We start from the raw sequence: 12055 nt of genomic DNA on the forward strand, positions 1-12055 counted from the left end.
TGGCCGGTTAGCCATCTATCCCAAGGATCCAGCCATGAAGACCGTGGCCGTTGTCGCCGTCGCGCCGGTGAAGCCCTTCGAACTCGCCATGCCCGGAACCATGCTCGGCACGGTGACGGTGAATGGTGAGCCGTGTTATCGGATGGTGGTGTGCACCGCCGAACCCGGCGTGGTGCCCGGCGCGCTGGGCGGCTTCGATGTCGTGGTGCCGCGCGGACTGGACGCGCTCGACGAGGCGGATACGGTCATCGTGCCGAGCACCGGCAGTCGCGGCACCGCCGACGCGGCCACGATCGCGGCCCTCCGCAGGGCCGTTGACCAGGGCAAGCGGGTCACCTCGATCTGCAGCGGCGCATTCGTATTGGCCCAGGCCGGGCTGTTGTCCGGACGCACCGCCACCACGCATTGGGGACTCGCCGACGAACTCGCCGCGATGTACCCGGACGTGACCGTGCGTTCCGACGCACTGTTCATCGAAGACGGACCGGTGACCACCGCCGCGGGCGCCGCCGCCGGAATCGACCTGTGCCTGCACCTGATTCGCACCGACTACGGTGCGACGGTCGCCAATGCCGCGGCCCGCGCCGCTGTGGTAACACCGGTACGCCCCGGCGGCCAAGCCCAATTCGTCGACTCACCACTGCCGCCCGAGAACGGCCTGTCGCTCTCGGCCACCCGCACCTGGGCCCTGGAAGCCTCGACACTCCCCTATCCCTGGACGATCTGGCCACCCACGCCCGCACCAGCGTGCGCACCCTCACCCGCCGCTTCCACGACGAAACCGGCCTCAGCCCCCAGAAATGGCTACTCCACCAACGCATCCAACGCGCCCGCGAACTCCTGGAATCCACCACCCTCCCCATGGACCAGGTAGCCCGCCACAGCGGCATCGGCTCCGCAGAATCCCTCCGCCAACACATGCTCCGCCACGTAGGCCTCCCCCCAACCACCTACCGCGCCACCTTCACCCGCACCCCATAATCAAGATCAGGTGGAAACTATGGCGGCATCGCCCGTGAACCCCCCGCCACCATGTCCACCTGATCTTGATCACGGGCCGAAGGCGCGGGGAGTTGAATTGGGTTAGGGGCGTTCGAATTCGCCGTTGTTCACGCCAGCGGTGAAGGCCGACCATTCGCCAGCAGTGAATACGAGCGCTGGGGCGGTTGGGTTCTTGGAGTCACGGACGCCGATCATGCCGTCATCGAGGAAAGCGACCTCCACACATTCCTTGGACGCCGTGCTCCGGCTGCTCTTAAACCACTTGGCACCGGATAGATCAGCGTTCACCCTCGATACTCCTTCGCCACCTGCCGGAGCAGGCTCCTGCTTCCGGTCTCATCCAGCGCAGCTTTCTGAATGGCCTCGTGCGCACCAGCATACCGGCGCAGGCTAGCGGATTTCTCCAGGTAGAGGTCGCCGGTGAAGATCTCGGCATACACCACGGTGCGCACGCCCGCGCCAAACCGCAAGATGACGAATGATCCGACAGGATCGCCCAGCGGGATGCCCGCAGTGAAGGGAAGCACTTGGACACTGATGTTGGGGCGGGTGCTCATGTCGGCGAGATGGCGTAATTGCGCAGCCATCATCTTGGCACCACCAACGACGCGGCGAATCGCGCCCTCATGGATGACAACCTGGAACGCGACCGGGTTGGCCTTACGTGTGATGAGGAGCTGCCGTCGCATCTTCAACTGAACGCGGCGTTCGATTTCCTCCGTCGCATCAAGCGGAAGCGCACTGCGCATGAGTGCGCGGGCATAGTCGGGAGTCTGCAACAGGCCGGGGATCAGGTCGGGCTGGTATGTGGCAATCTCCTGGGCCGCAGTCTCCAGCCCAACGTAGATATCGAAGTTTGCCGGGATCAAGTCATCGAACTCACGCCACCAGTTCTTCGTATTCGCCTGCTGAGCAAGCCCTTTCATTGCCTCCGTCTTCACCGGATCGAATCCGTACAGTCGACAGAGCGCCTCGATCTCCAGCGGCTGAACCTTTTTCGTCATGCCCTTCTCGATCCGCAGCAGAGTCGGGGCCGAGCGGTTGATGTGCTCGGCTGCCTTGGCAAGGCTCATGCCCTGCTCCTCGCGGGCCTCTCGAAGGTACTGGCCGAGTTGACGCTTCGGCAACGACTGCGGTTCGTCCGTTTCATCCATGCCCATCTCCCCTTCTGTGACGTTTCAATTTGAAGCAGCGTCGCGAAATATCTGTAATCCGTGCAGGCCATTTGCAGGACTTCTCGCGAAATTTCAGATCGACAGCTCCGAGCGGCCTACTCGGTGGTCTTCTACATATGCGCCGGGCAGGGCGCCAGCTCCCCTCGAGCAATCCGCTTCCACCCCGAAGACATCGCGGGATTGCCGAGGCCCGAGCACACAACTATAGCCATCGAGGTACGGGAGGACCGCAGATGTCGAACCATGAGCTTCCCCAACGAGATCCGTTCATCGGTCCACCCAACAGCTACGTCGGTGCGTCGGCCGATGTGGTCGAGTTGTTCGCCCACGCGGTCCAAGAATGGGCAGCGCGGATCGCGCCCACCGAGTCGTCCCGGTGCCGGGGTGTCGATACCCCCGGCATCGGGCGTGCCAGTGGCGAGGTGCGGTGATGCGGCGGGATATGTTGCGTACCAGTCGGACTCGCGACGGTGGCAAGGTTGCGGTGTGGCAGCTGGTCAGTAGTTCGGCGCGCGTGCTGCGGGTGCAGTTCCCGCGCGAGTCGTTCGTCGCGCATCGGCTTCCGTCGCGAATGCCGCTTCCGGAGGTACAGCCCGGAACCATCCTGTTCGACGTAAATCCGGATCTGGCCGACGCGCGCGAGTTGCTGCCCGCGCACGACGACCTCTGGGACGTGGTACGCAACGATTACTGGGCGGCCCTGCTGTGCGCGGCGGATATCCCTAACGCGTTGGGGCACAACACATATGAATGAGATCCAGCGCCACCGAGACGGAATCGCCCCCGCCGTAAGGGCACTGCTGACCGCCTTCCACGAGGACACGCGACGCAAGCTCGAACTGGCTCCCGCCAATAGCGCCACGCTGTGCCAGCTCGCGGACGGTTCACTCTGTGCGGTAGGCGCGGATGGTTGGCCGATCGAGTATGACGACCTGGACGAAAGGGGCGCTACGCGCCTCTGACTTCCACAGGGAATGTGTCGGCCCGCGCCAGTTCTCGGGCGGCGGCGCGGTAGCGGTCGGCGATCAGCCGGACGACAGCGGGGTGAACACCGATCGGCTCGGCAACACCATCGGCTCCGGCCTCGTGCAGGCGCTGCTGGAACAGGCCGTGGGCCAGCAGATACGACGCGATGAAGACGCGCTGCGCACCCGACTCACGAAGTTCGGCAACGACCTCCGGGACGCGCGGGGCTCCGGTGGCGACATAGCCGATGCGGACCGGTACACCGAGATGTTCGGCCAGCATGCCCGCCGCGCGCCGAACATCTTGGCGCGCACGGGCATCCGAGGAACCAGCGGCCGCGAACACCACCGCGTCACCGGGACGCCAGCCCGCGGCACGCAGTCGCATGGTCATGATGCGGGCCAATGCCGGGTCCGGTCCCATCGCGGGTGTTACCGCTACCTCGGGATGACCGCTCTCGGCCACCTCGCGCGGCACATCCTGGTACACGTGATATCCGGATGCGAGGAACGCCGGAACCACCACGGCGGGAACCGATTCCCCGACGGCATCGGTCAGATCGCGCAGGACCTCGGACGGGGACGGACCGAGCACGTCCACGAAAGCGGTACGAACCCAGGGCTTCTCGGATGTCTCCGGCCCGCTGTGCTCATCCACCCCGCCGGCTGGCATCCCACCGAGCTCCCGGGTCACCGCCTCGGCCAGCGCGGCGATCATCTGCACACCCCTGGTGCTCCTGGTGCCGTGCGCTACCAGGACCAGGGCCGGAGCCGTCACCAGCTACCCGCCGTCTGGGCGTACCTCGGCGCACGCGCCGGGGTTGCGATACCGGCCACCGGGCGTCCGTTGGTCACGGTGCGCGGATAATCGTCGGCGCAGTCCGCGGCGTCCAGCGCTAGCCGGTAGCCCCGCTTGACCACGGTCTGAATGGCTTTCGGCGTACCGAGACCGGCGCGCAGCCGCGCGATCGCGGTTTCCACGGCGTGGGTGTCGTCACCGCCGCCGGGCAGCGCCGCGAGCAGATCCTCCCGGGAGACGACCCGGCCCGGCTGACGTGCCAGCGACCGCATCAGGGCCATCGGCGCCGGCGCGAGCTGGCGCACCGAACCGTCGACCACCACGCACGCCCCGCGCACGCTGATCGTGTGCCCGGCGGCCTGAATGCGATTGGCGCGCCGCGGCAATTCCTCGGCGACGTGGCGGGCCAGCGCACCGAGTCGGGCGCGTCCCGGCATCGAGGTCGGCACGCCGAGTTCCTCCAGCGGAGCCGCGGTGATCGGTCCGACGCAGGCGGGCAGCACCCGGCCGCGCAGGGCGTGCAGCACACCCTCGAGCAGCCCGGTTTCCTTGGCGCGCATCAACAATGACGCCACGGCGGGCGCACTGGTGAAGGTCACACAGTCCAGGCTGGAGGTGACGATGGCCTCGATGAGCTGATCCATCGGCCCCTGGTCATCCGGCGGCACCCAGCGGTACACCGGCACCGGAACGACATCCGCACCGGCGCAGCGCAATACCTCACAGAAATCCGGAACCGGCTCCCATTCCGTTGTGGCGCCGTGCAATTGGACCGCGATCCGCACGCCCTCCACGCCCTCGGCGAGCAGGTGGTCGAGCACCTCGGCGGAGGATTCCGACGCGGGGGACCATTCCTCGCGCAGTTCGGCGGCGCGGATGGCGCCCTTGGCCTTCGGCCCGCGCGCCAGCATCCTGGTCGAGGCCAGGGTCGCGCGCAGGTCTTCGGCGATGCCCCAGCCCTCGGCCGCCTCCATCCAGCCGCGGAAGCCGATGCCGGTGGTGGCGACCACGAGCTGCGGCGGATCGGCGACGATCTCGCGGGTCACCCGCTCCAGCTCGTTGTCATCGGACAGCGGAATGATGCGGATGGCGGGGGCCGCGACGATACCGGCACCCCGACGTGTGAGCAGCGTGGCGAACTCATCGGCCCGCCTGGCCGCCGTAATGCCGACCGTGAAACCGGCCAGACAGGCGCCCGTATCGATAGTTGTCATGCCTATCCACCGTCCGTGGCGTCGAGCCCGGTGCCGACCGGCTCATTGGAAACCGAAACGATGCCGTCCTCGACGCGCACCGCGTATACCGGCAGTGCTGCCGAATCGTCGTCCAGGCAGCGTCCGTCCAACAACGAGAATGCCTGCTTCAGCAGCGGCGACGCCACGACGGGAACGCCGCCGCGATCACCGACGATCCCGCGCGACATCACTGCCGCCCGGCCGATCGGATCGATATTGCCCACGGCGGCGAGGGTGCCGTCGGTCAGCAGGAAGAGCGCCGCCTGTCGGCCGCCCTTCAGCAACACCGCGACGCCGCGGCCGGGGATCAAGTAGTCGAGTCGGCACGCCTGCGTCCAACCCGTGGTAGCTGTGGCAATGCCGGGGGTGTCGATCACGGTCATCGGTGTCATCCTCCAAACGCCTTACCCATTGGTACCGGCGCCCTGTTTCTTCGGGGTTAAGCGGTTATTGCCCGCGTGTGGCGACCGGCATTTCCGGTATGCCGAGCAACACAGGAACCTTCCGTTCCCCGCTCTCGTCGAACGAAATGGTCGGATCGGCCTCTTCGGGGGCGTTGACGAAGGACACGAAGCGCGACAGCTTCTCCTCGTCATCGAGCACCGCGGCCCATTCGTCGCGGTAGCCGGCGACATGCTGGGCCATGGCCGCCTCCAGATCGTCGGCGATGCCGAGGCTGTCCTCGCAGATGACCTGCTTGAGGTAGTCGAGACCGCCCTCGAGCGCCTCCTGCCACGGCGCGGTGCGCTGCAACCGGTCGGCGGTGCGGACGTAGAACATCAGGTACCGGTCGATGTACTTGATCAGCGTCTCGTCGTCGAGATCACCGGCGAGCAGCACCGCGTGCTTCGGGGTCAGACCGCCGTTGCCGCCGACGTACAGGTTCCAGCCGTGCTCGGTCGCGATCACGCCGACGTCCTTGCCGCGGGCCTCGGCGCATTCCCGGGCGCAGCCCGAGACCGCCAGCTTCAGCTTGTGCGGCGAACGCAGTCCGCGGTAGCGCTTCTCCAGCAGCACCGCCATGCCGACCGAATCCTGCTGGCCGTAGCGGCACCAGGTGGAGCCGACGCAGCTCTTCACGGTGCGCAGCGACTTGCCGTAGGCGTGTCCGGACTCCATGCCGACCTCGACCAGGCGCTTCCAGATCAACGGCAGCTGTTCGACGCGCGCGCCGAACAGGTCGATGCGCTGACCGCCGGTGACCTTGACATACAGGTCGAATTCCTTGGCGATCTGGCCGATGGTGATCAGCTGGTCCGGGGTGACCTCACCGCCGGGCATCCGCGGCACCACCGAGTAGGTGCCGTTCTTCTGCATATTGGCCAGGAAGTGGTCGTTGGTGTCCTGCAGCGCGGCCTGTTCGCCGTCGAGGATGTGATCGCTCGAGGTCGAGGCCAGGATGGAGGCGACCGTCGGCTTGCAGATATCGCAGCCGGTGCCCTTGCCGTGCTTGGCGATCAGGCCGGAGAAGGTGCGAATGCCGGTGACCTGGACGATCTGGAACAGCTCGGCGCGCGACTGCGAGAAGTGCTCGCACAGCGCCTTGGACATCTCCACACCGGACTGCTCGAGCAGCTTCTTGATCATCGGGACGCAACCGCCACAGGAGGTTCCCGCGGACGTGCACTTCTTGATGCCCGCGATATCGCAGGCGCCGTCCTCGATGGCCCCGCAGATCGCGCCCTTGGAGACGTTGTTGCAGGAGCAGATCTGGGCGTCGTCGGGCAGTGCGTCGGCGCCGAGTTCGGCACCGGCGGGCGAGATCAGCGAGGCGGGCTCGGCGGGCAGCGGACGCCCGACCAGCGGACGCAGCGCCGAGTACGCGGTGGCATCGCCGACCAGGATGCCGCCAAGCAGGATCTGTGCGTCATCGGAGACGACCAGTTTCGCGTAGGTGCCCTTGGCGGCATCGTGCAGCACCACCGACAGCGCACCCTCGGTGGTGCCGTGCGCGTCACCGAAGCTCGCCACGTCGACGCCGAGCAGCTTCAGCTTGGTCGACATATCGGCGCCCGGGAATTCGCCCGCGCCACCGAGCAAACGGTCCGCGACGATCTCGGCGGTGGTGTAGCCGGGGGCGACCAGGCCGTAGCAAACGCCTTCCACCGCGGCGCATTCGCCGATCGCGTAGATATTCGGATCCGAGGTCTGCAGACCGAGGTCGGTGACGATGCCGCCGCGCGGGCCGACCTCGATGCCGCTGTCGCGGGCGATCTGGTCGCGCGGGCGGACACCGGCGGAGAAGACCACGAGGCCGGCCTCGATCACCGACTCGTCGGAGAGCGTAATCTTCAGGCGCTCAGCCGAATTCGCCTCGGCGACGGTTTCGATCGACGCGGTGCCGACGCCGGTGTGCACGTGCAGCCCGAGGTCGGTGACCAGCTTCTCCAGGATGGCGCCGCCGCCCTCGTCGACCTGGGCGGGCATCAGGCGGGCATTGAACTCCACCACATGCGGGGTCATGCCGAGCAGCCGCAGCGCGTTGGCCGCCTCCAGGCCGAGCAGACCACCGCCGACCACCACGCCCACCGCGCCGGGTCCGGCCGCGGCGGCCGCCGCGCGGATGCCGTCGAGGTCATCGATGGTCCGGTAGACGAAGCACTCGGGCAGATCGTGGCCCGGCACCGGCGGCACGAACGGGTACGAACCGGTGGCCAGCACCAGCGCGTCGTAGGCGATGGTGTCGCCCGCCGACGTGGTGACCTTGCGGGCCTCCCGGTCGATGGCCTGTGCGGCCTGGCCCAGCCGCAGCTCGACCAGATCGTCACCGGCGTACTCGTTACCGGGCAGGGCGAGCGCGCTCGCCTCCCAGTTGCCGACGTAGGACGAGAGTCCGACGCGGTCGTAGGCGGGCAGCTTTTCCTCGCTGAGGATGACCACCTGCCACTGACCGGCCTCGTCCCGGGACCGCAGCGCCTCCACGAATCGGTGCCCGACCATGCCGTGGCCGACGACCACGGCGGTCTTGCGCTGGGTGGGGTCGACTGTCGAGTTCATGACTGTCCTCCGTTGATGATTCGGCGTCAGGCTCGGGCCGACGGGCTGGTGGACTGGGACGTGGATTCGGCTTCGAGCACGAGAGCCTCGGCCTCGGCGACGACCTCGGAGTCGATCGCGACGCGCGGACGGCGCAGGAACACCATCCAGGTCACCGCGGCGCAGGCCACATAGAAGGCCATGAAGACCCAGAACGCGGTGGTCGCGGATTTGGTCGAGGCGTAGGAGGTGCGCAGCATCAGGTTGATCGCGACGCCGCCGAGCGCACCGATCGCGCCGACGAAACCGATGAGCGCGCCGGAGGTGTTCTGCGACCAGGCGGCCCGGGCGGCCGGACTCGCGTCCAGGCTCTTGGATTTGGCGTCGAAGACCGACGGGATGATCTTGGTGACGGCCCCGTTGCCGATGCCCGATACGACGAACAGCGCGATGAACCCGACCACCAGCGCGACCATCGCGCCACCGCTCGGCACGCCGCCGCTGCGGTCGCCCGCGGTGCTCGCCACGGCCACCAGCACCGCGGCCGCGGTCATCGCGGCGAAGGTGTACATGGTGACCCGGCTGCCGCCGATCCGGTCGGCCAACTTGCCGCCGTACGGACGGGCCAGCGAACCGAGCAGCGGACCGATGAAGGCGATCTGCGCGGCGTGCAGCGCGGCCTGCGCGACGGTGTCACCACCGGCCTTGAAGCTGATCTGGAGCACCTGGCCGAAGGCGAAGCTGTAGCCGATGAACGAACCGAAGGTGCCGATGTAGAGGAATGCGATCGCCCAGGACTGCGGCACCCTGAGCGCCGCGATCATGTAGGAGAGATCGGCCTTCTGGTTCTTCAGGTTGTCCATGTAGAGCGCCGCACCGACACCCGCCAGCGCAACGAGCACGAGGTAGATCGCGCAGATCAGCGAGGCGTAGGTATTGCCGAGGGTGGCGATGACGAGCAGGCCGATCAACTGGATGACGGGCACGCCGATATTTCCGCCGCCCGCGTTCAGCCCGAGCGCCCAGCCCTTCAGCCGCTGCGGGTAGAAGGCATTGATATTGGTCATCGAGGAGGCGAAGTTGCCGCCACCGAAACCGGCGAATGCCGCGACGACCAGGAAGGTCGTGTACGAGGTGCCCGGCTGGTTGACGAAGTACAGCGTCAGCAGCGTCGGAACGAGCAGCAGCATGGCGCTGAAGATGGTCCAGTTGCGGCCGCCGAAGCGTGCCGTCGCGACGGTGTACGGAATCCGCAGCACCGCACCCACCAGGGTCGGCATGGCGACCAGGAAGAACTTGCCCGCGGGATCGATGCCGAACTTATCGGTGGGCATGAACAGCACCATGACCGACCAGATGGACCACACCGAGAAACCGACATGCTCTGCAAAAACAGACCACACCAGATTCCGCTTGGCGATGTCCTTGCCACCGGCCTCCCAGGCCGCGACGTCTTCGGCATCCCAATGCTCGATGTTGTGGTTACGCGTCAGCGTGCTCAACAGGGGCCTCCCAAAATCGGTTAGCCCAACGGTAGGAAACGGGTATTGCCGAAATGCTGCCCCAAATGACCGTCAAATCAACGGTTGCTCACGATTACCGGGAGTCGCGGGTGAGTTTCAACGAATTGTTTCGGGCATGTGACGCACCGGTTTCCACGCGTCACAAAGAGCCGACCTCGCGATTACCGGCCGGTGAGGTGTGACGCGCACAGCATGCGCGCCGTCACACCTGCGCGCAACTCGAACGGTGCGATCAATTCCAGGTGTCTTCGAGCATGCGCGGCTTGCAGGCCTGCCAGGCGCCGGTCAGCAACACCAGCACCGCGACGACGAGCATCGCGAACGGCGCGGCCCAACCGTCGGTCGCGCTGTGCAGCATGCCGAACAGCACCGGGCCGATGCAGGCGACCGCGTACCCGACGCCCTGGGTGAAGCCCGACAGCGAGGCCGAGCCCTGCGGGGTCCGGGTGCGCATATTGATCAGTGTCAGAGCCATCGGGAAGGTGCTCGGGCCCAGGCCGAGCAGCACGACCCACAGCAACGTCGCAGTCATCGGCGCGATCAGTAGCCCGGCGAACGCCGTGAAAAAGAAGAAGGCGCAGCCCACTACGAAGGGGAACGGATTGCGGAACCGCGCGACGATCGTCGGGGCGGTGAACGCCGACACCAGACCGACCAGCGCGAACAGACCGACCATGGTCCCGCCGCATGCGGCGCTCGCGCCCGCCTCGGACAGGATCTTCGGCAGCCAGGTGAACATCGCGTAGGTGGTCAGCGAGGTCATGCCGAACATGCCCGCCATGCCCCAGGCCACCGGCGAACGCCATACCTTGCCCTTGGGCTCACGGGTCCGCGGCGGCACAGCGGTGCCATCGACCCGATCGTGACCACGACGGTCCCGCAGCACACCGAGCCACGGCAGCGCGGCCGCGAAGCCGAGCACGGCCCACAGCCCGAGCGAGATCCGCCAGCCGTGCGCCTCGGCAACGGGTACCGCGATCAGCGCAGGCACCACGGTTCCGAGCTGGACCATCGTGATGTACAGCGAGCTGACCAGGGCGAGCCGGTCCGGGAAATACCGCTTGACCAGCGGTGGGATCACCACGTTGCCGATGCCCATGCCGCCGAGGGCCAGCGCGGAGAAGATGAGCAGTTCCGCGGTACCGCCGACCAGGGCCCGGATCAGCATGCCGAATCCGGCCAGCAACATCGCGACCAGCGCGGTGCGCTCCAGCCCGAGTCGGCGCACGAAGACCGGGGTGAGCAGCCCCGACACGGCGAACATCAGGGTCGGGATCATGCCGAAGACACCGACGACGGCCGTCGAGTAGCCGATATCGGCGCCGATGCGCTCGGCCAGCGGTGAGAACGCGGTGACGGCGACCCGCAGGGTGAGCGCGGACATCACAATGGCGGCGAGGACGAGCAGTCGCCCTTCCGTCAGAGCACGTTTGCGCCGCTCGACCCGGGCGTAATCCGGGCGAGTCGTAGTTTCCGGGAGTGTCGCAGTCACCGCGAAATCATAGGATGACCCGATGATCGGAGGCAAGGATTTGTGATGGGCGGTACTCTGTTGCCGTGCAACCCGTCCGGCGGACCAGCCTCATTGCCCAGGTAACCGAGCAGCTGCGTGCCGAAATTCGTTCCGGCCGTTGGCCGATCGGCTCCCGCATCCCCACCGAACCGGAGCTCACCGAGCTCACCGGAACCGGTAGAAATACGGTTCGCGAGGCGGTCCAGGCCCTCGTCCATGCCGGGATGCTGGAACGTCGCCAAGGCTCGGGTACCTATGTCATCGCCGCCTCGGAGGTCGGTGGCACGCTCGCGAAGTACTTCGCCGACGCGGAGGAACGCGATGTCCTGGAGCTACGCATGGCCCTGGATACCAACGCGGCCGCACTCGCCGCGCGCCGCCGCGACGACGGCGATATCGCGAATCTACGGCGGCTGCTGGAGGAACGCAGCCAACAGCGTTGGGACGAACACAATCTCGCGGCCATCGAAGCGGATGTGGAATTGCATCGCGCGATCGTCGTCGCCAGTCACAACGCGGTATATCTGGAGTTCTACGATTCGCTGCTGCCGATTATCGAGCAGGTGATCCGGGCCCGGACCGCGAAATCCGACGACGCCTACGACGCCGAGCACAATGAATTGGTGCAGGCGGTCATCGACGGCGATCCGGACGCCGCCGCTCAGGCGGCGCGGTGCTTCCTCGGCTCGCTCATCGCGGAGTATCCGGACCGATAGCTCACTGGTCGGATGACCGAAAAGACCCGGCCGGTTACCAGGTAACCAACTGGTCACCATGCGCGTTCCCAAGGTGTGAGTCGGATTTGCCGGGAACGTCACCGAGCGCCATTCACACGCAACAACTGGCTCTTACCTTTGTCTCGACCGC

General features: G+C 66.7%; 13 protein-coding genes and 1 pseudogene. 6 read left to right on the forward strand and 8 right to left on the reverse strand.

The window, feature by feature from the left end; translation table 11 throughout:
- Positions 1 to 142: 142 nt before the first annotated feature.
- Together ACHQ4I_RS13260 and ACHQ4I_RS13265 are read left to right on the forward strand one after the other, a co-directional pair.
- A pseudogene (locus tag ACHQ4I_RS13260) lies at positions 143 to 484 on the forward strand (DJ-1/PfpI family protein); the annotation flags it as partial.
- Positions 485 to 747: 263 nt separating this feature from the next.
- Positions 748 to 981, forward strand: a complete 234-nt coding sequence (locus ACHQ4I_RS13265; RefSeq protein ID WP_420772011.1) for a helix-turn-helix domain-containing protein — start codon at positions 748 to 750, stop codon at positions 979 to 981.
- 102 nt (positions 982 to 1083) lie between these two features.
- Here ACHQ4I_RS13265 and ACHQ4I_RS13270 read toward each other — a convergent pair whose 3' ends face one another.
- Positions 1084 to 1290, reverse strand: coding sequence for a DUF397 domain-containing protein (locus ACHQ4I_RS13270; RefSeq protein WP_420772012.1), 207 nt, complete (start codon positions 1288 to 1290; stop codon positions 1084 to 1086).
- Complete coding sequence (locus ACHQ4I_RS13275; RefSeq protein WP_420772013.1) at positions 1287 to 2156, reverse strand: helix-turn-helix domain-containing protein; 870 nt, start codon at positions 2154 to 2156, stop codon at positions 1287 to 1289. Before ACHQ4I_RS13275 ends, ACHQ4I_RS13270 begins: the two co-directional genes overlap by 4 nt.
- Before the next feature lie 254 nt (positions 2157 to 2410).
- Between ACHQ4I_RS13275 and ACHQ4I_RS13280 the strand changes: the two genes are divergently transcribed.
- The 3 genes from ACHQ4I_RS13280 to ACHQ4I_RS13290 are packed head-to-tail and all read left to right on the forward strand — an operon-like array spanning position 2411 to position 3139.
- Entirely contained in the window at positions 2411 to 2608 is a 198-nt protein-coding gene (locus ACHQ4I_RS13280) for a hypothetical protein (protein ID WP_420772014.1), read from the forward strand.
- Complete coding sequence (locus ACHQ4I_RS13285; protein ID WP_420772015.1) at positions 2608 to 2931, forward strand: hypothetical protein; 324 nt, start codon at positions 2608 to 2610, stop codon at positions 2929 to 2931. Before ACHQ4I_RS13280 ends, ACHQ4I_RS13285 begins: the two co-directional genes overlap by 1 nt.
- Positions 2924 to 3139 carry a hypothetical protein gene (locus ACHQ4I_RS13290; protein ID WP_420772016.1) on the forward strand — a complete coding sequence of 72 codons (216 nt, stop codon included), beginning with the start codon at positions 2924 to 2926 and terminating at the stop codon, positions 3137 to 3139. Before ACHQ4I_RS13285 ends, ACHQ4I_RS13290 begins: the two co-directional genes overlap by 8 nt.
- Here ACHQ4I_RS13290 and ACHQ4I_RS13295 read toward each other — a convergent pair.
- From ACHQ4I_RS13295 to ACHQ4I_RS13320, 6 genes are all read right to left on the reverse strand, one after another.
- Complete coding sequence (locus ACHQ4I_RS13295; RefSeq protein ID WP_420772017.1) at positions 3126 to 3920, reverse strand: sirohydrochlorin chelatase; 795 nt, start codon at positions 3918 to 3920, stop codon at positions 3126 to 3128. The genes ACHQ4I_RS13290 and ACHQ4I_RS13295 overlap by 14 nt on opposite strands.
- Entirely contained in the window at positions 3917 to 5155 is a 1239-nt protein-coding gene (locus tag ACHQ4I_RS13300; protein WP_420772018.1) for a uroporphyrinogen-III synthase, read from the reverse strand. The genes ACHQ4I_RS13295 and ACHQ4I_RS13300 overlap by 4 nt, the downstream gene beginning before the upstream one ends.
- 2 nt (positions 5156 to 5157) lie before the next feature.
- Positions 5158 to 5559, reverse strand: a complete 402-nt coding sequence (nirD, locus tag ACHQ4I_RS13305) for a nitrite reductase small subunit NirD (RefSeq protein ID WP_420772019.1) — start codon at positions 5557 to 5559, stop codon at positions 5158 to 5160.
- 64 nt (positions 5560 to 5623) lie between these two features.
- Positions 5624 to 8173 carry a nitrite reductase large subunit NirB gene (gene nirB / locus ACHQ4I_RS13310; RefSeq protein WP_420772020.1) on the reverse strand — a complete coding sequence of 850 codons (2550 nt, stop codon included), beginning with the start codon at positions 8171 to 8173 and terminating at the stop codon, positions 5624 to 5626.
- 26 nt (positions 8174 to 8199) lie between these two features.
- Positions 8200 to 9657: a nitrate/nitrite transporter gene (locus ACHQ4I_RS13315; RefSeq protein WP_420772674.1), complete on the reverse strand. Its 1458-nt coding sequence runs from the start codon at positions 9655 to 9657 to the stop codon at positions 8200 to 8202.
- 250 nt (positions 9658 to 9907) lie between these two features.
- The gene (locus ACHQ4I_RS13320) at positions 9908 to 11167 is read right to left on the reverse strand and encodes an MFS transporter (RefSeq protein ID WP_420772021.1); all 1260 of its coding nucleotides are present in this window, start codon (positions 11165 to 11167) and stop codon (positions 9908 to 9910) included.
- Between the two features lie 65 nt (positions 11168 to 11232).
- On the opposite strand from ACHQ4I_RS13320, the gene ACHQ4I_RS13325 reads away from it, so the two are divergent.
- Positions 11233 to 11904: a FadR/GntR family transcriptional regulator gene (locus ACHQ4I_RS13325; protein ID WP_420772022.1), complete on the forward strand. Its 672-nt coding sequence runs from the start codon at positions 11233 to 11235 to the stop codon at positions 11902 to 11904.
- The last annotated feature ends 151 nt before the right edge of the window (positions 11905 to 12055 follow it).

The organism is Nocardia nepalensis, assembly GCF_048910785.1.
Lineage (GTDB): Bacteria > Actinomycetota > Actinomycetes > Mycobacteriales > Mycobacteriaceae > Nocardia > Nocardia nepalensis.

Bases quoted from the DNA above. Each gene is read 5' to 3' on its own strand.
- ACHQ4I_RS13275 (WP_420772013.1), bottom strand. From the start codon at position 2,156: ATGGATGAAACGGACGAACCGCAGTCGTTGCCGAAGCGTCAACTCGGC.
- ACHQ4I_RS13280 (WP_420772014.1), top strand. From the start codon at position 2,411: ATGTCGAACCATGAGCTTCCCCAACGAGATCCGTTCATCGGTCCACCC.
- ACHQ4I_RS13285 (WP_420772015.1), top strand. From the start codon at position 2,608: ATGCGGCGGGATATGTTGCGTACCAGTCGGACTCGCGACGGTGGCAAG.
- ACHQ4I_RS13290 (WP_420772016.1), top strand. From the start codon at position 2,924: ATGAATGAGATCCAGCGCCACCGAGACGGAATCGCCCCCGCCGTAAGG.
- ACHQ4I_RS13300 (WP_420772018.1), bottom strand. From the start codon at position 5,155: ATGACAACTATCGATACGGGCGCCTGTCTGGCCGGTTTCACGGTCGGC.
- nirD (WP_420772019.1), bottom strand. From the start codon at position 5,559: ATGACCGTGATCGACACCCCCGGCATTGCCACAGCTACCACGGGTTGG.
- nirB (WP_420772020.1), bottom strand. From the start codon at position 8,173: ATGAACTCGACAGTCGACCCCACCCAGCGCAAGACCGCCGTGGTCGTC.